Below are 15,771 nucleotides of genomic sequence, written 5' to 3' on the forward strand. Positions count from 1 at the left end.
AGCGGGACCGGGTTGCCCTGGGTGGTGGTGTTCTTGATGCCCGAGAAGTTGTAGCTGGGCGTGTTGTCGGCGCTCTCCGCGCTATCGATCTTGGCCTGGGTGCCGGTAATCATTTGGGCTACACCGCCAAGGGCGAGGGATATCCCAACGCTGCCGGCGATGGCCCACGCACTGCCAGCGGTCGCGGTACCGAAAAGGCCAACACCACCGGCCGCAAGCCCTCCAGTGAAGAAGCTGGCTGCAGCCACAAGTGCGATGCCTAGCACAACCTGAAGCCCGCCACCGCTCTTGCTGCCCTGGACCACCGGCGCGATGCGAATGTCGTTATGGCTGGGTGGCTCGCGCAGCTGGTCCTCGCCCAGGCTGCGCTTGCCATAGAGCACAGCGAAGGCCAGGCCCATATCCCTGGAGCCGATGAGGAACTGCTCGAACCCCTTATGCAGCACACCCAGGGCGCGCACAGCCTCTGCAGCCGAGTTGACCGCCAGGTGATGGACCCGCCCGAACCGGGCGCCGAGCTTGCCGTATAACCGCACCGTTCTGATCCGCTCAGGCATAAGGGGAATCCTTGTGTCGCATGTAGTAGCGCGCCGCCTCGCGCCAATAGCCCCCGAAGGGATCACGCTTCGAGTCACGGCCATAAAGGTGGTGAAGGATGGCACCCGGTACCGGATGAAGGTCTGGCTCCGTCTTCAAAATGCCGTCGGCCAGGTACACCCCGGCGTGGTTGGCCACTGGAGACCGAACCTGCATCACGATCAGGTCACCCTGGCGCAGGTCGTCTCCGCTCACCGGTTCGAAGCCGGCGGCCTTGAAGTTGTCGGCGTAGAGATCCTGGCCCTTGTCCCACCAGCCGTCCTCACGATCAAAGTCGGGCAGATCGATTTCCAGTTCGCGCCTGTAGTAATCGCGCACGAGGGTGTAGCAGTCGAGCACGCCGTGCTGAAACGGCCGCCCCACCAGCGGCGCCTGGTAGCCGCTGGGTTCGTGGATCAGGTGGCCAGTGGGCTCGCCTTCGCGGATTGCAACCACCAGCCAGGGCAGCCCGGTTGCTTCCATGGATACCCGGTCGGCGTGGCTCAGCCGTGCGGATTGGCCAGGGTGACTGTGCACGATGGCCACGACTTTGCCGGCGTCTTCGGCCTCGGCCCAGGCCTCAGCGCTGATGCGGAAGTCTTGGCTAGGGCGCTCGGCTGAGTTGGGCACAGGCAAATAATGACTGGCGCGGTCCCTACGGATGATGAATCCACAAGACTCGTCAGGCAGTCTGGCCTTTGCATCGCCATATATAGCCTTGAGCACACGAGCTGATATTTGCATGGTTAGGCATCCAGCTTGGATAAAGAGCCAGTAGATGAAAAGGATCCATTCGTAGTAGCGTTACGCTGGCACAGCGTGGGTGCCTTACTAGGGGATCGTAAATGGATTTTGTTGAACGCCTGAATAGCCTTTCAGCCAAAGTAAAACAGCAAGCTCTTTCAATAAAAACAGAAGAGGCTACCAAAACTGCTCTTGTAATGCCGTTCATTCATACGGTTCTGGGTTATGACGTATTTGACCCCTCCGAAGTCGTTCCAGAGTACATTTGCGACGTGGGAACAAAGAAGGGCGAGAAGATTGATTACGCGATACTCAAAGATGGCCAGATACAGATTTTAATCGAGACTAAAAAGGTCGGTGAGGCGTTGAATATAAACCACGCAAGCCAGCTGTTTAGGTATTTCCACGTTACGACAGCGCGAATATCAATTCTCACTAACGGCCAAACTTATAAATTCTTTACGGACCTCGACGCTCCGAACAAGATGGACGATAAACCTTTCTTGGAACTGGACCTGCTGGATATAGATGAACACGCCGTACCAGAATTACAAAAACTCACTAAGTCGGCTTTTGATGTAGAGTCCATCATCAGCGCTGCAGGTGAGCTTAAGTACGTAGGCCAGATAAAACGTGAGCTTGCGAAGCAATTCAGCTCTCCAGAGGAGGATTTCGTAAGATTCTTCGCTTCTCGCATTTATGAAGGGACACTGACGCAGAAGGTGCGAGATCAGTTTTCTACCCTGACTAAGAAAGCAACGGCGCAATTTCTCAACGACCAAGTAAATGATCGGTTGAAGTCAGCTATGAGCGGCGCTCCTCTGCCAACCACTGCTGAAACGCAAATTGCCCTCAACACCCAACCAGCTGAGCCTGAGAGCGAAGAAGATCGCGTAGTCACGACTGAGGAAGAAACAGAGGGTTTCCACATCGTGAAGTCGATAGTGCGTACGGAAGTCGACCTCAGCAGAATCTTCTCCAGAGACACTCAAAGTTACTTCGGCATTTTGCTGGATGACAACAATAGGAAACCGATTGCCCGCCTACATTTTAATCGGAGCCAGAAATACATCGGCCTGTTCGACGAAAATAAAGCTGAAACACGGCACCCTATTTCTCAGTTAAATGACATCTACACGTTCGCTGATCAGCTACGAGAGGCCGTAAAACGGTACGCTGAATAGCTCTTTAGACAGCGTATAAGGTTTAATCAGTAACCTGCGCTTGGGTACGATCCATAGCGCAGCGGGTTATTGGCACCGAACCGCAGCTTGCAGCCAGTAAGCGTGCCCGAGCACATATCCTTGGCCGGGTCATCGGTGAGTACATCGTCGTCAGTGGCGTACACGCTCCCGGTGTAGGCGCAGTAAGGGCCGCGGTAGCCGCCGATGGTCAACCACTGGCAGCAGTTGGCAACGATCTGGCGCCCGGGCAGCTTGCGGTCGGTTGCAATCAACGGGGACTTCAGTACGAAGCTCACCGTCAGGTCATCGGCCGTCTGCTTCTGGTCGATGGTGTAGAGGTCATCCGCGAAGTGCTCGGCCGGGTCGGCCTCTGGATTGCCGCCGGGGAAGTTCGCGGCGTCCAAGTAACGGCCCAGGGTGCGGTGGCGAACTACCTTCCCGTCTACTAGATCCTGGTAAGTTGCGCAGAGCGCTGTGATGAACCCAGTGACGTTCGCCACGGTGAGCATGGGGTTGCTCTGCTGCCCTTCCCCTGTCATGCCCATGCCTTCGACCTTGATGGGCCAGGGGGAGTACTCCAGGCCCTGCCAGTAGATCGGCCCGACCTGCGTGTAGCCGTGGAAGCGGTACACGTCACCGCCCAGGCCACTTAGGTCTAGTTCGAACAACTCAACGTACTGGCCCACCTCAAGGCGCTGGATCTCCTCGTAAATACTTTCGGCCATCAGGTCACCTGGTGCGTCTGGTCAAAGGTGGCCGTGAGCTTCCAAACATTGCCGCCCACGGCCGCTGGGTTATACGCGTTGCAAGTGAAATACCTATCCCCATCGAATGGCGTAGACCAGATGAATGTCTTATACCCTTGCTGGGCTCGCAGAAAAGCCAGGATCTCTGCAATACGCGCCTTGCTTCCTGTGAACGTCAGTTCCCACGACTGGCTTTCGTTGTTGATACCATCCGCAGCGCGCTGGGTGTAGCCATTCCCGAACTGGGCCGACCGTACCCGCTGCGTGAAGGTGCCCGGGGCGGACATGTTCGGCTTCCAAGTGAAGGTGTCGGTCATGAATACAGCTTCCCTTGGTTTGCCTTCCACAGAGCGCCGCCGCGGGACGCGCTTTTGGCCTCGTTCTGCTTGATCCTAGAATCAATTAGCTTCAACACGTCCGCCCCTATGCCCTTTCCTAGGTCCGTGTCTGATTCAACTGATGACGAACCGTCTCGATTGATGGTTATGTTCACTTGTGGGGCCATGCTGTCTGCCCCAGCGCTTAAGGCGGGCATGTTGAAACCCGAATTAGCACCCAACGGCGTGATGCTGCCGCCTTGCGCACCCATCATGAGGTAGGTCTTGCCGGACTGGTTTAATAGCTCAGGACCAAGCTCATTCACCTGATACAAGGAGTTGGCAGCTACCGGCCCGCCGCTGGCACGAGCCCCGCCGTAACTGATACCGCTCGAAGCGCTGGCCAAGCTGAAATCAACCGCGCCACCCGGCACCGCCGATGCTCCAAGAGAGGAAATCCCGGCAGCCCCGGCACTGAACAAGTTGCCGAAAATGCTGGAAGCTATATTCGAGGCTGCCGCCTGCGCTGCCATCTTGGCGAGCATTTTTGCGAAGCTGACTGCAACCTCCCCGAAGCTTTCATCTGCACCAAAAGCCCATTCGACGGTGGCGTCGGTAAGGCCGTCGAACAGACTGGTAAACGCCTCTTTGGTCTGTCCAGCGATGTCTTTGGCGTTATCAAGGTAGTTGTTCCAGGCGGAGCTCACACCGGCAAGCCAATCAGCCCGCGCAGCATCTTCCTGGTTGTAGAAGTCCTGCTGATCTATCAGTCGCTGAGCCAGTGCTTCCTTCAAACTATCGGTTTCTTTGGCGTAACGCTCTGGGCTAATGTCGCCAGTGCTCCGCTTATCCTCAAGCTCCTTAAGGTCATCGTAGTAGTCCTGCTGGAGCTTGAATGACTCTTGCAGCCTCTCCTTTTCGCGATCGCCCATACCCGCGCCAGCCAACTGCTGCGCGTAGTTCTGCCGCATGCTCTCAGTTTGAGCTTGTAGCGTGGCGGCATATGAAGCTGCGGCAGCGGTGTCCTCATTGGCCTTCTTGAGCCTCTCCAGGCCATCCAGCTCAGCAGCCAAGGATTCCAGGCGCTTCTGCTGCTCGGCATTGATGCCTACCAGCTTCCCGCTCGCGATCTCGAAATGGAGCTTGTCGGCCTCCGTCGCGTTTTTGGTCGCGTCGGTGCTGGTGTTGACCAGCTCGATCTGACGCCGAAGGTCGGTCTCGGTACCCTTGTAGGCGTCGCTGATTTTCTTCTGGGCAGCATCAGCGGCCTTAGCTGCAGCAGCAGCTGCCTTGTTGGCGGTACCGTCTACGCCTGTCCCGGTGCCAGTGGTCCCCTCGTCGCCGAATAGGCGGTTGCGCTCGGCCGCAGCGGCTTTGGCGTCTGTCACATATTTCTTGAACAGGTCGCCCGCTAATGGGGCCTCTACCTCATCACGGATGGCTCCCGCCGCCTGGGCTGCTATGCCGAACTGAGTCTGAGCGTCGTTAGCTAGGCTTGCGGCATTAGCCTTAAACTGCTTGCTGGCATCTCCGAAGGTGATGAAGCCCAAAGCTTTGTTAGCATCTGCTGACAACTGGTCAATATGGCCAGCGGCAGTGGAGTAGAGGCCAACAATCGTGTTGGCGATGATGGAAAAGGCACCGCGTATGCCATCACCCACATTGGCGACCGATGCGCCGGTGTCTACCAAAGCCTCGCCGGCTTTCTTGGTTACCTCTCCGAGCCCACCCGCCGATTTTATGGCTTCGTTCACATCAGTTGTGAACTGAGCAACTACTGGTAGAAACTCGGCCGCCATGCTGGTCTTGGCCGAGGTCAGGTACTGGCCCAACTGCGTGAGCTGTCCATTGAACTGCTGCGCGGCCACGATCGTATCGCTGCTAAGAATGGCCCCAGCAGCTTCGGCCTGGTCGCCCAGCTGCTTCATGGCTGAGCCATTGTCCTTTAGCAGCGGTATCAACGCGGTGGCGTCGTTGGCCAACGCCTCCATGTAGAAGGTCATTTCGTTCTGGCTGGCCCCTGCCTTTTGCAGGCTCGACACATACAGCTGCAAAGCGTCGGCGCCATTCAGCCTTTTGAACTGAGCGGCAGTTACCCCAACCTTGGGTGCGATATTGGTGAAGAAGTCCTGCAGTTCGCCGCCGCCGGTGTTCATAAAGTCGCCAACCTTATCGTTGACGTCCTTGAATATGTCGGACAGCTTCTCTTGGCTCACGCCAACCGTCGCAGCACCTGCGGCGAGCTTCTGGAAGTCGGTAGTGCTGAGCCCAGCGATGCGCGAGAGGTTGGCAATCTCCACTGCACTGTCGGCAGCACCTGTTATCAGCTCCTTCAACGCGTCAGGCGCCGCCCCGGCGGCTCTGACAGCAAATTCACCCAGCGCGACGCCGGCAGCTACGGTTGACACCTTGATGTCAGTGAAGGATTTCTGCGCCGAGCGGCTGGCTTTATCCAGAGGGCCGGTGAATCCGCCAATCTTAGCGATTAGGTCCAGCGTCAGCGTACCCAGTGATTTGCTGGCCATTCATCTTCTCCGGGCATTAAAAAACCCGCCGAAGCGGGTCGTTGAATTTCAGCTAGTTCCCAGGGTAACCACGTAAGTCAAAGTCAAACGTCTGCTGCCCTGCTTGAAAGAAATTTATGCCGACGCGGATGCTTCCGCCTTTTTTTACTATTGCCTCAAAGGCCTTTGCATCGCGAATGAACATCATATCCGAGTCGTGGGTAGAACTGCTTAGGCCTGTCCATGTAGAGGCCTTCTCCCCATTCACTCTCAGAGCGAACGTACAATCTGAATAGCTGCAGAGCATCTGCCCTTTTTCTATCTTGAAGAACGCATCGAAGCTTTTTCCGCCTTTTCGTATCGCAAGAGTTAAATGCGAGCCGCTAGGTGTGTTGTACGGAAAGGAGAACGAGGCAGTGTTCTTAGATTGCAAACTGAGCACAGTTACCCGATCGTCAGACATTTTCTCTGTGAATTCGGATTGGGTCCAAGCCACCGCAGGTAGAGGCTGAGGTTCTACCGAAGCCGGAGCTTGAGAGCCAGTGCCAGCAGCGGTGCTTTCGACTGGCCTATTGGATATGAAGCTGAAGATGACAAAGGCAAACAGTAATCCAATAGCCCACGTGAAGAGACTCGTTTTCTTCCTTTGTTTGGCGCCGCATGAAGGACATGCGTTCGCGTTTGTAGAGATAAGTGTCTGGCAGTCCTTGCACTTCTTCAACGCCACGGTAAATCCCCGAATTTCGTAAAAATCGGACTGTACCAGCCTCAGGCCCAACTCTCCATGGCCTGCTCGAGCGTTACTGGCTGTTCCGAATCGTGCTGCATGAAGTCGTAGATCTTGAAACCACCCTTGTTACTGTGGGTGTTGGCGTAGAGGGTGGCGAGCATGGCATTGCCGCGCTCGATCCTCATGCCCAGGTGAAGGCTTCCCCGCTTGCGGCGGTATTTGCACCACTGGCGAAATTCCGGATAACTCAGCCTGGCCATGGCTTCGGCGATCGTACAGCCGAAGGTCATGGCCAGTTCGTGCCAGATTTCGTCTAGTTCGCTGAGCTCGTCGTCTTTCCCATGTTGTTCACTTCGGCGATGACCGCCATAAGCGCCATGGAAAGGTTGCCGTCGAGCGGGCCACGCTCCGGGTCGGCTTCGCCAGTGATGTCGCCCACAGTGAATACGGGAGCGCCCTTCTCGTCACAGATACAGGATGCAATGCGGCCGGCAAGCCCGTCACGTTTGCCTCCGGCAGCCAGCACATCGCTCACCGCCGACAGGTAGCCCAAGGGCCGCACGAAGACAGTGGCCTTGAACTCCTTTTCGCCCTGCTTCCAGGTAATTTCGCGCTCAACCGGGGCACCGGTAAAAGCGCCCATTTCTTTCAAGCTGCTGATGCTCAGTTGCATGGTCGGACCTTAGGCGGGGGTAGATTTGCGAATCCAGGCAGAACCGCCCGAGCGCTGGATGGTGGCTGCGGTGGTTACAACCGTATTGGCTGCAAAATCGAATGGGAAGTCAGAGACATAGCCATCGAAGACGAACCAGGTGCGGGTGGTCGGAAGTACGAAGTCATCGCCGTCGTCGCTGAGGGTCGGCGCTATGTCCTTGCCGTCGGACCAGCCCACCGCCCAGTGGATGCTCTCAATGGTGTCGTCTTCGGAAAGCTGGTGCAGGCGGACATGGGAAGCGTTGCGCGGGTCCGCATTTAGGGTCAGCGATGCTTGCCCCGGGGTACGCAGGCCGCGCATATAGCTGCGGACGGTTTCGCTAAGGCAGGTCGTCTCGATCTGGTCGGCCGGGTTGCCGCCTGGGGTGAAGGCAGTGGCGCACTCGATCTCCAGTACCTCCATTTTGGTGGGGTCCGCCGCAGTGGGCACCAGCGCGTAAACCTGGGTGCCTTGGGTCAAAATACTCATCAGGTGTTTCTCCAGTAGCGGGTTTTCAGGCAATAAAAACCCGCTCAAGGCGGGTTGCGTGTAGGGGTCGAGCTACCTTGGAACGAACCAGTCCACATCGAAGGAGACGCGGTAGTTGTTGGTTTCGCCGTCCCTTGGCATCTCGGCCCATCGGGTTATGTAGGACTGCAATTCGATGGCGTTACGAATCGCTTCGGAGGCCTTCAGGACGGATGCGCCAGTGGCGCCGTAGACGTCCACCTGCAGCGAGAAGCCGTCCATGTCCGGACGACCGGCCAGGTAGTTTTCTGGGCTACCGGTAATGACCTGCCAGACCGCGTAGGGCTTCGCCGTCCCCTCTGGCGCCTCGCCGAAGGGGAAGATCCGCACCGGGTTGGTCCCCAGCAGGCTTTTAACGGTCGCATCGGCGGCGGCCACTGCAAATATCGGGGCAGTCATGAGCTGGTCTTCTTCGCCGCGCGTTTGATGGCGCGATCAATGGCTTTTTCGTATTCGCTGAGGAAGATATTGGTGGCCAGGTCCACGTTGTTGGCCAGGGCCGGGCGCATGAATGGCTGAGCCGCCATCTTTTCTGTCCCGAATTCCAGCAGGCGCCAATGGGGCGTCGGGGCGTTGGCCGAGGTATCGCCGTCGTTCTTCAGCACCGCGCCATGCAGTACCCCGACCCGGAAGCCCAGGTTGCCGGACTGCTTGAAAAGGCGCCCATTCCACCGGAGAGCGATGTTGTCGGCGATGGATCGGCCTGTTTGGGGGTCATCCAGTCGATGAGCGCCCTCCTTCGCCTTGTCCGCGATGGCCTGGGCCGCTTTGCGCAGCGCCGCCCGGCCGCCCTTGCGCTTTACGTCGTAGGAGACCGCCTCAAGCTTTCCCAAGAGCGAGTCCAGGCCAATCAGGCTGAATTCCAGCGTGCTACCCATCGTTCACCCCCGTGGACACAAGGATCGTGAGGTATTCCAGGCCTGAGCGCGGATCAGGCAGCGCCGGCCCCTCGATGTTGTAGATCTGGCCGCGGTGCAGGATGCGCATGGTGGGCACCACGCCAGCCCGGTACCGGATAACAATGCGCGCAGTCGCTTCCGACTGGCCCGCCTGAGCGGCGATCAGGTCCTTTGCGGACAACGGCTCCACTGCAGCCGGCACATCCTTCCATACCGGTGACCAGCCTGGGAGCATCTCACCGCTTTCAGGGTCCTGACTTAACCCAGGGCTTTCAAAAGTGATTCGGTGACGCAGTTTGCCGGCGCGCATCACACGCCCAGCCCGGTGCGGTACGGCTGCATGAGGTGCCGCGAGCCCATGGGGAGCTCCGCGACGGTCACGCCGGTGGCCACATCCTCGCGGTTGGCGAAGAGGTGACCCAGGATCAGCAGGCAGGCGGACTGGATGGATTTGTTGATGATGATCCCGCAGGCCTGCATCTCGACCTCGGCGCGGGCATCCGCGAACGTCCGGGCAGCACGATCCCGCGCGCCCTGGCGATCTTCGGAGTTCTCCACCGCCTGAGCGTCGGCCACGGCCTGCTCATAGCGGATACGGTTGGCGCTGATCGCTGCCGGCACCAAGGCCACGGCGGCGTCCAGCGAGGCCTGATCAGTGTAGAACCGCCGCTGCATGTATCGGCTAGCCGAGTCCTCGGCCGCTTCCAAAAGCTGCTGGACCAGATCCTGATCCTCGGGCTCGGCCAGCAGGTGCTTCATGGCCAGGTCTATGCTGATCACGGGCATCGCTTACTCCTGGGCTGCAGATGCGTCGGTTGCCGCGGGCGCCTCAACTTGAGCGGCTTCCCGGGGCCTGCGGCCTGCGGAGCGTGCCTTGCCGTCCGGCTTTTCTTCAGGCTCGGTGGCCTCTTCGGTCTTCCGGGCCTTCACTTCACCAACGATCTCGCAAAGCTTCAACTGCTCCAGCTCCATGGCCAGCCATTTAGGCGCCGGATAGGGATCGTCGTCGACGTCACGGATGGTGCCGCGGTCCTCATAGGCCCGCAGCGGCTTTATCAGTAGATCGGACATGTTTCACCTCGAAGGGCCGGCAGCGCCGGCCAGTGCAGGGGGTTAGGCCGCGTCGGCGGGAGCGAGCTTGCCGGTGACGAAGGCTTCGGTCCGGTAGATGGCAAGGGCCAGGCGCTCTTCAGCGCGAAGGGTGACCATGTTGTTCTCGAAGTCCCTGTCGTTCTCGGTGGAGATCAGCACCTCGACGTCCATGCGGTCGAAGATCTGAGCGCCCAGCTTGAACGCACCGGTGAGGAAGTCGTTCTGCTTCATCGCCTGTGTGGCCACCACCGGGCGGTTCCACAGACGAGCAGCAGTGCCTTCCTGCGGCTGGCCGATGATGTAGCGGCCGACCTCGTCCTTGATCAGCTCGATCAGGGCCCAGTCGATGGGGTTCAGCACGATGCCGTCCGAGGGGAACTCGGCCAGCTCGGCCTGCAGCAGTGCTAGGCGCAGGCGATCGATGCGCTGCTCACGCGTCACGGTCACGCCGCCCGGCACGGCGTACTGAGCTGCCACCGGCACCAGGCCCTGTAGGTTCGCGCCGGCGCCGCTGCCATACAGCAGCTGAGCTTCTTCAGCCAGCAGCAGACCGTAACGGGCACGAGCGTCGATGTAGCTCTGCAGCGCCTTAGCATCGTCCAGGATCTGACGCGAGGCCTTGAATAGGTGGGCGATGGTGCGCACCGGCGCGTTGACCAGAGCGGTGGTGATGTCGGAGTACGGCTTTGCCAACGTCTCGCCGACGGTCGCCGCGTTATTAGTGAAGCCGGTTTCGCGAACGTACTCGATAGAGCCCGATTCGGTCTGGCCGGGTGCAACCAGGTCACGAATGGTCGCGCGGCGCAGACCCGGCAGGGCCACAGTATCCAGGCGTTCGGCCGGGGTCAGGCCACCTGCGGACGTGGTGGTGATTGCGGCGCGCGGCACGGACACACGGCGGGAGCCACGGAACGAGGAGTTGACGCCTTCCATGTGTTCGCTGTTCACGAACAGCTCGCCGGCGGACTTGGGCGCCTCAGGGCGCTGGGTGGCGCTGTTGGCAGCGACCAGCTTTTGCTCTGCTTCGAGCACGCGAGCCTGTAGCTCGCCCTGCTTCATCAGAAGCTCGTCGACCTTGGCGCGGGTCTCAGCCTGCATTTCACCGTGACGGGCGATTTCCTTGTTGCTGGTTTCCGCCTGGGATTTGATCTGATCGCCGATGCTCTTCAGGCTGGCGTTCAGCTCGTTGTACTGCTTGTCGAAGTCGCTCACTGCGATGCTCCTTGGAGAGATTTGAGGATGTCGGATGCCGCGCTCAGAGAGGCGGTGAGGTCTGGCGCGACAGCGCTAGGCTTGTCGGTCGGGGCAGCGTCTTGCGTGCCTCCGCCAGCAGCGCGAGGCATGCTGGACTTGAAATTCTGGAAGAGGTCCTTGCGTTCGCTGCGGGTCATACCCGCCTTGGCCAGGGCGCGATCCATGGCCTTGAGCGCGTTGTTCTGCTGGGTCTGCTCGTCCTGGCGCTCGGTGATCTCGTCCGAGGACAGCAAACCGGTGGCGAAGCCCAGCTCCAGGGCGCGGCGGCCGCGGATGAAGGTCTCGTCGTCCATCATCTCGGCGACCTCGGTCACCGGCTGGCCACTGCCTTCGGCGTAGAGGTCGGCCATGGCGGCATCGAACTCCTGCATAGTGTCGGCGATATCTCGCAAATCGTTCCGGTTGCCGACGGCCAGGGTCCAGCAGTTGTGGATCATCAGGAAACCGGTGGCGGCAACCTCGCGCTTAGCCCCGGCCATGTATATGACTGAACCTGCCGAAGCCGCCAGCCCGAGCACCTTGGTGGTGATGGGCTGGCTGTGCTCGCGCAGGCGGTTGTAGATGGCCAGGCCCTCGAACATGTCGCCGCCGGGCGAGTTGATGTAGACAGTGACCGGCTTGTCGCCGATTGAGCGCAGCGCGGCATCTATGCGCGAGACGGTCACGCCCTCCCCGTACCAGTCCTCGCCGATCACGCCGTAGATGGTGATGGTGTCGCTGGTGGATTCCACGGCCGCCTTGATGGCCGGGTTCCATTTGTCGAGCGCGCGCGGGCTCAGCTCGCAGCGGAAGCTGCCAGCCTTGGATTTGACTTGCATGAGTTACCCCTTGGAGTTTGCCGGCTGATCGAGCCAGTTCTGCAGAGCAGCCCTTGCGGCTTGCCCGTCGTCGCCCTGACCAAGCTTATCGATCGGGGACAGGTTGGTTTGCACTGTGAGCACACCGGCGTTGCCGCCCATCCTGGGCAGGTTCTCCTTCATGCGGCACTCGTCACGGGTGTAGATGCCGTTCTGCACCATCTGCGAGTACAGGGTAGCGCGACCGGCGCTGTCGGCGCGCAGCAGGCCTTCGATGGAGAACTCCGAATAGATCTGGCGGCGCTGGGCGGAGGTGAGCAGGTTGCGGTTGATGCCCTCCTCAATGCGTCGCATATAGCTGCGCAGGGTGAAGGTCAGGAAGCGCAGCAGCTTCTGCTCCAGGCCCGTACCCCAGTTAGACGCCTTGTCGCTGTAGCCCACCAGGGTCGGGTCGACCATGTAGAAGCGACAGATCTCCTCGGCGCTGTATTCGCGTGACTCCAGCAGTTGAGCATCCACCGGGTTGATGCCGATGACCTTGGCGCTGACGCCCTCCTCCAGGACCGGCGACTTGCCCGCGTTCATGGCGCCGCTGATGCGCTGGACGTAGTCGCGGAAATCGTCACGCTGCTTCGGCGTAAGGGTCTTGTTCACCTCGAAGGCAACCGTCTGGTGCATCCCGTTCTTGAAGGTGGAGCCGGCCACGTCCTCTGCCGACATTGCCGCGCCGAAGACATCGGCGCCGTAAGCGATAGGCGACAGGCCGATCTGCCCGTCCAGCGAGAAGGCCGGAATGTGCATCATGTCGCTGCCGGCGATGTCGCGCAGCTGACCGTTCTTCTCCCGGTACCGGTAAAGGATCTCGCCATTATCGGCGACGTCCAGGTCCATGCGGTTGGGCAGCAGGAAGTCCAGCGCCACGATCCGGCCGCCGATGCGGACGATCTCGACGAAGGCATTGCCGCGCAGCAGCATTGAGGCCACCACCGCTTCCCAGAACTGCACCGCGGTCATGCGGCTGTTGGGGTTGGTGTTAATGATCCAGTGCAGGTCGTTGTCGCTGGCCACCTTGCGGCCGCCGTCGGCCTGGCGCATGTACAGGCCCAGCGGAAGCGTGGCGATCGTCTCGGAGATCAGCCGCACACAGGACCAGCAGGCCGCGAGTCGCATGGCTTTATTAACGGTGATGGTCTTGCCGGTGGCGGAAGTGCTTCCGACCGTTTGTGCCCAGATCCCGGCCGCGCCGCCAGATAGCGAGCGACCGACCCAGTCGATGATCGACGTCTGCGGCGCCGCCACGGCGCTGCTCAATACGGACAGAAGGGACTTAGCCACTGGTCAGTCCTCGCCGGATGAATGCCGCGGCGGCGAAGCATGAGGCCGCACCGGCGAGCAGCGCCCAGCCAAGGCCGAGCAGGATGTAAACGCCAGCCACAGCCAAGCCTAGGCCCAGCGCTGCGATCAGCAGGTAGAGGATCGATGCGGTGCTCATTCAAATATGGGGTCCCGGATTGAATCCATGAATCGGTCCATGCCGCCGTCGCCGAGCGTGACCTTAGCCATCGCTCGCCCCACCGTCATGATCAGCGCCACAGCGCCATCGATCTTGTTGTCATCGCCCTGCTTGATCGGCCGCACGACGTCGTCGTTGCCGGGCAGGTTCTTGCCTACCACGTTACCGATACACCAAGTCATGATCGGATTTCCGTCGTGGTGAAAGCGGCCCGACTCGATGGCAGCTTCGAGCTCCTTCATCGGGTCGGACATGTTGGTGTAGTTCTGCACGATGGTGACGGGGGTCAGGCCCTCGTCATCGAGCTGGTGGCTCAAGTTGGTGGCGCCGTGCGGGTCGATGGGGCTTTCCAACACCGGGGCGGCCTGGTTGGCCTCCTTGGCTTCCTCGAGAATTTCGCGGTAGTCGATCTCGGCCCCCGCAGTGACCTGCAGGTCGCCGGTGTTGATCCACTTCTGGAAGCGCTCGGCCATCCGCTTGTTGTCGGTATTGAAGGCGGTGTCCTCCGGTACCCAGAAAGCCGGCGCCACGCTGTAATAGTGGATCTTGCCGTCTATCACGCGCCAGAACAGCCGGGCCATGGAGTTCATGTCTAGCTTGCGCGCCAGGTCGAAGCCCAGGATGCACTCCTGCCCCTCGAACTGCTCCAGGGTCAGTGTCTTGTCTTCGCAGGCCTTCCAGTTTTCGACGTTGAAGAAGCCCGCCTTGGCGCTCACCCACAGGTTAAGGTGCTTGGTCTTGAACGTGTTGGTGAAGCGCGCCGAGCGGATGGCCCGGGCCAGCTGGCTCTCCAAGTACTCTTGGAATACGGAGACCCCCATGCAGGGGTTGGCCTTGGCCAGGTTTTTCGGATCGGTCCAGTCGTCACCCTCGTCTAGGGTCCATATCCAAGCGAACAGCTCATCATCCGGCACCGTGCCTTCGAGCATTTCCAATGACTGACGACGTTTGTCGTAGCACGGCCCCTCGATGTTGGCCCCGGCGGTGGTGATGATGAACATCAGCGGCTGCCGCCTGGCGCCCATACCGGTGAGCATGGTGTCGTATTGGGCCGCGCTATCGTGTTCGTGGAATTCGTCGATGATCGCGCAGGACGGCGAAGCACCGTCACCTGGGTTGCCAATCAGGGGCTCGAAGCGGCTGCCATTGGATGGAATGTTCAGGTTTGAGGCGTTAACCTCAATACCGGCCGCCTCAATAAGCATTGGCGAGCGGCTGATCATCAGGCGCGCCGGCCGGAATACTTCCCACGCCTGCTTCTCGGTAGTAGCGCCGGAATACACCTCGGCGCCGAACTCGTTGTCGGCGGTGAACATGCTGATGCCAACGCCGGCGGCGATCACCGACTTGCCGTTTTTGCGCGGCACCTCCCAGTAACTCTCACGAAAGCGCCTGTACCCTCCCTTCTTCCGGACCCATCCAAAGGTGCAGGCCAGACCAAATAGCTGCCAGGGTTCTAGCGTGATCAGTTGCCGCTTGAACGCCCACTCGCCTTTGGTATGCGGCAGCAGCTGCATGAGCCGCAACTTCTTCTCGGCCTTGGCCGGGTCGAATTTGTAGGGATAGCTCTTGGACCGGCTCTCTGCTACGTCGTCGAAATGCCGCTCGATTGCCTGGTGGATGTAGCGACACGCGGGAAACTTGCCTTTGAGAACGGACCTCGACCACACCATTGCCTTATCGACATTGGTGTATTTGGTCCGGGCCATCAGGTACTCAGCAGGGCTGCAAATTCGTTGGTGGATTTTTGTTTGTTACCGCCGATGATCCGCGTGCGACTGGCTGGGTCCAGGCCCAGCATGGAGCCGAAGGTGACCATCTGGCGCATGGCCTCATTGGCAGCGGTCAGTGCAGGGTTTTTAACCGGTCCGCCCGACGCCCCAGAGACCACGATCCCGTGTTCCTGAACGGACTCCTGAGCCATCCGCCAGTTGTCATAGGCAGTACAAAAAGCCTCGACGTTGTGCAGATCGGTCAGTGCAATGACGTGCTCGCGCAGCAGCTCCGGCACCAGCATTTTCCACATCATAGTCGCGCGTTCGCCTAGCCAATCCGGCGGATCAATGTTCGTGACAGTAGAAAACGAAGGCTCGGCCTTATTGAGCTTGCGCTTGCCAGGGTTACCGGCCAATTCCTTCTTGGCGGTGGGCTTCGGGGTACGGCCAGACCGCCCCTTCACACCAGCCATGGGAG

At 59.8% G+C, this 15,771-nt stretch carries 20 protein-coding genes; 1 reads left to right on the forward strand and 19 read right to left on the reverse strand.

Annotated elements, in window-relative coordinates; translation table 11 throughout:
* Together ACWKV4_RS18705 and ACWKV4_RS18710 are read right to left on the reverse strand one after the other, a co-directional pair.
* The coding region (locus ACWKV4_RS18705; RefSeq protein ID WP_483833605.1) for a tail assembly protein at nt 1-557 on the reverse strand (557 nt) is incomplete at its 3' end.
* Complete coding sequence (locus tag ACWKV4_RS18710) at nt 550-1,320, reverse strand: C40 family peptidase (protein WP_483833606.1); 771 nt, start codon at nt 1,318-1,320, stop codon at nt 550-552. The genes ACWKV4_RS18705 and ACWKV4_RS18710, both read right to left, overlap by 8 nt.
* Before the next feature lie 101 nt (nt 1,321-1,421).
* Between ACWKV4_RS18710 and ACWKV4_RS18715 the strand changes: the two genes are divergently transcribed.
* Nucleotides 1,422-2,504, forward strand: a complete 1,083-nt coding sequence (locus tag ACWKV4_RS18715) for a type I restriction endonuclease (RefSeq protein ID WP_483833607.1) — start codon at nt 1,422-1,424, stop codon at nt 2,502-2,504.
* A gap of 26 nt (nt 2,505-2,530) precedes the next feature.
* On the opposite strand, the gene ACWKV4_RS18720 is transcribed toward ACWKV4_RS18715, so the two are convergent.
* From ACWKV4_RS18720 to ACWKV4_RS18800, 17 genes are all read right to left on the reverse strand, one after another.
* On the reverse strand, nt 2,531-3,229 hold the full coding sequence (locus ACWKV4_RS18720) for a phage minor tail protein L (protein WP_483833608.1): 699 nt from the start codon (nt 3,227-3,229) through the stop codon (nt 2,531-2,533).
* On the reverse strand, nt 3,229-3,567 hold the full coding sequence (locus tag ACWKV4_RS18725; protein WP_483833609.1) for a phage tail protein: 339 nt from the start codon (nt 3,565-3,567) through the stop codon (nt 3,229-3,231). The genes ACWKV4_RS18720 and ACWKV4_RS18725 overlap by 1 nt, the downstream gene beginning before the upstream one ends.
* Nucleotides 3,564-6,092 carry a phage tail tape measure protein gene (locus ACWKV4_RS18730; protein ID WP_483833610.1) on the reverse strand — a complete coding sequence of 843 codons (2,529 nt, stop codon included), beginning with the start codon at nt 6,090-6,092 and terminating at the stop codon, nt 3,564-3,566. The genes ACWKV4_RS18725 and ACWKV4_RS18730 overlap by 4 nt, the downstream gene beginning before the upstream one ends.
* Before the next feature lie 747 nt (nt 6,093-6,839).
* Entirely contained in the window at nt 6,840-7,091 is a 252-nt protein-coding gene (locus ACWKV4_RS18735) for a phage tail assembly protein T (RefSeq protein ID WP_483833611.1), read from the reverse strand.
* Nucleotides 7,092-7,114: 23 nt separating this feature from the next.
* Nucleotides 7,115-7,474, reverse strand: coding sequence for a phage tail assembly chaperone family protein, TAC (locus ACWKV4_RS18740; protein WP_483833612.1), 360 nt, complete (start codon nt 7,472-7,474; stop codon nt 7,115-7,117).
* A 9-nt stretch (nt 7,475-7,483) separates the two neighbouring features.
* Nucleotides 7,484-7,984 (reverse strand): phage tail tube protein, encoded by a 501-nt coding sequence (locus ACWKV4_RS18745; protein WP_483833613.1) that lies wholly within the window; start codon nt 7,982-7,984, stop codon nt 7,484-7,486.
* A gap of 72 nt (nt 7,985-8,056) precedes the next feature.
* Nucleotides 8,057-8,422: a tail completion protein gp17 gene (gp17, locus tag ACWKV4_RS18750; protein WP_483833614.1), complete on the reverse strand. Its 366-nt coding sequence runs from the start codon at nt 8,420-8,422 to the stop codon at nt 8,057-8,059.
* A complete protein-coding gene (locus ACWKV4_RS18755; RefSeq protein WP_483833615.1) occupies nt 8,419-8,901 on the reverse strand; it encodes an HK97-gp10 family putative phage morphogenesis protein in 483 nt (160 codons plus the stop codon). The genes gp17 and ACWKV4_RS18755 overlap by 4 nt, the downstream gene beginning before the upstream one ends.
* A complete protein-coding gene (locus ACWKV4_RS18760) occupies nt 8,894-9,232 on the reverse strand; it encodes a phage head closure protein (protein ID WP_483833616.1) in 339 nt (112 codons plus the stop codon). Before ACWKV4_RS18760 ends, ACWKV4_RS18755 begins: the two co-directional genes overlap by 8 nt.
* The gene (locus ACWKV4_RS18765) at nt 9,232-9,708 is read right to left on the reverse strand and encodes a head-tail connector protein (RefSeq protein ID WP_483833617.1); all 477 of its coding nucleotides are present in this window, start codon (nt 9,706-9,708) and stop codon (nt 9,232-9,234) included. Before ACWKV4_RS18765 ends, ACWKV4_RS18760 begins: the two co-directional genes overlap by 1 nt.
* 3 nt (nt 9,709-9,711) lie before the next feature.
* Complete coding sequence (locus ACWKV4_RS18770; protein WP_483833618.1) at nt 9,712-9,993, reverse strand: hypothetical protein; 282 nt, start codon at nt 9,991-9,993, stop codon at nt 9,712-9,714.
* Nucleotides 9,994-10,035: 42 nt separating this feature from the next.
* Nucleotides 10,036-11,226 carry a phage major capsid protein gene (locus ACWKV4_RS18775; protein WP_483833619.1) on the reverse strand — a complete coding sequence of 397 codons (1,191 nt, stop codon included), beginning with the start codon at nt 11,224-11,226 and terminating at the stop codon, nt 10,036-10,038.
* Nucleotides 11,223-12,086 (reverse strand): head maturation protease, ClpP-related, encoded by an 864-nt coding sequence (locus tag ACWKV4_RS18780; protein WP_483833620.1) that lies wholly within the window; start codon nt 12,084-12,086, stop codon nt 11,223-11,225. Before ACWKV4_RS18780 ends, ACWKV4_RS18775 begins: the two co-directional genes overlap by 4 nt.
* Nucleotides 12,087-12,089: 3 nt before the next feature.
* Nucleotides 12,090-13,400 carry a phage portal protein gene (locus tag ACWKV4_RS18785; protein ID WP_483833621.1) on the reverse strand — a complete coding sequence of 437 codons (1,311 nt, stop codon included), beginning with the start codon at nt 13,398-13,400 and terminating at the stop codon, nt 12,090-12,092.
* Nucleotides 13,393-13,557, reverse strand: coding sequence for a hypothetical protein (locus ACWKV4_RS18790; RefSeq protein ID WP_483833622.1), 165 nt, complete (start codon nt 13,555-13,557; stop codon nt 13,393-13,395). Before ACWKV4_RS18790 ends, ACWKV4_RS18785 begins: the two co-directional genes overlap by 8 nt.
* Nucleotides 13,554-15,287 carry a terminase large subunit gene (locus tag ACWKV4_RS18795; RefSeq protein ID WP_483833623.1) on the reverse strand — a complete coding sequence of 578 codons (1,734 nt, stop codon included), beginning with the start codon at nt 15,285-15,287 and terminating at the stop codon, nt 13,554-13,556. Before ACWKV4_RS18795 ends, ACWKV4_RS18790 begins: the two co-directional genes overlap by 4 nt.
* Nucleotides 15,287-15,766 (reverse strand): phage terminase small subunit P27 family, encoded by a 480-nt coding sequence (locus tag ACWKV4_RS18800; RefSeq protein WP_483833624.1) that lies wholly within the window; start codon nt 15,764-15,766, stop codon nt 15,287-15,289. Before ACWKV4_RS18800 ends, ACWKV4_RS18795 begins: the two co-directional genes overlap by 1 nt.
* Nucleotides 15,767-15,771 lie beyond the last annotated feature (5 nt).

It is taken from the genome of Pseudomonas artemisiae, assembly GCF_057128685.1.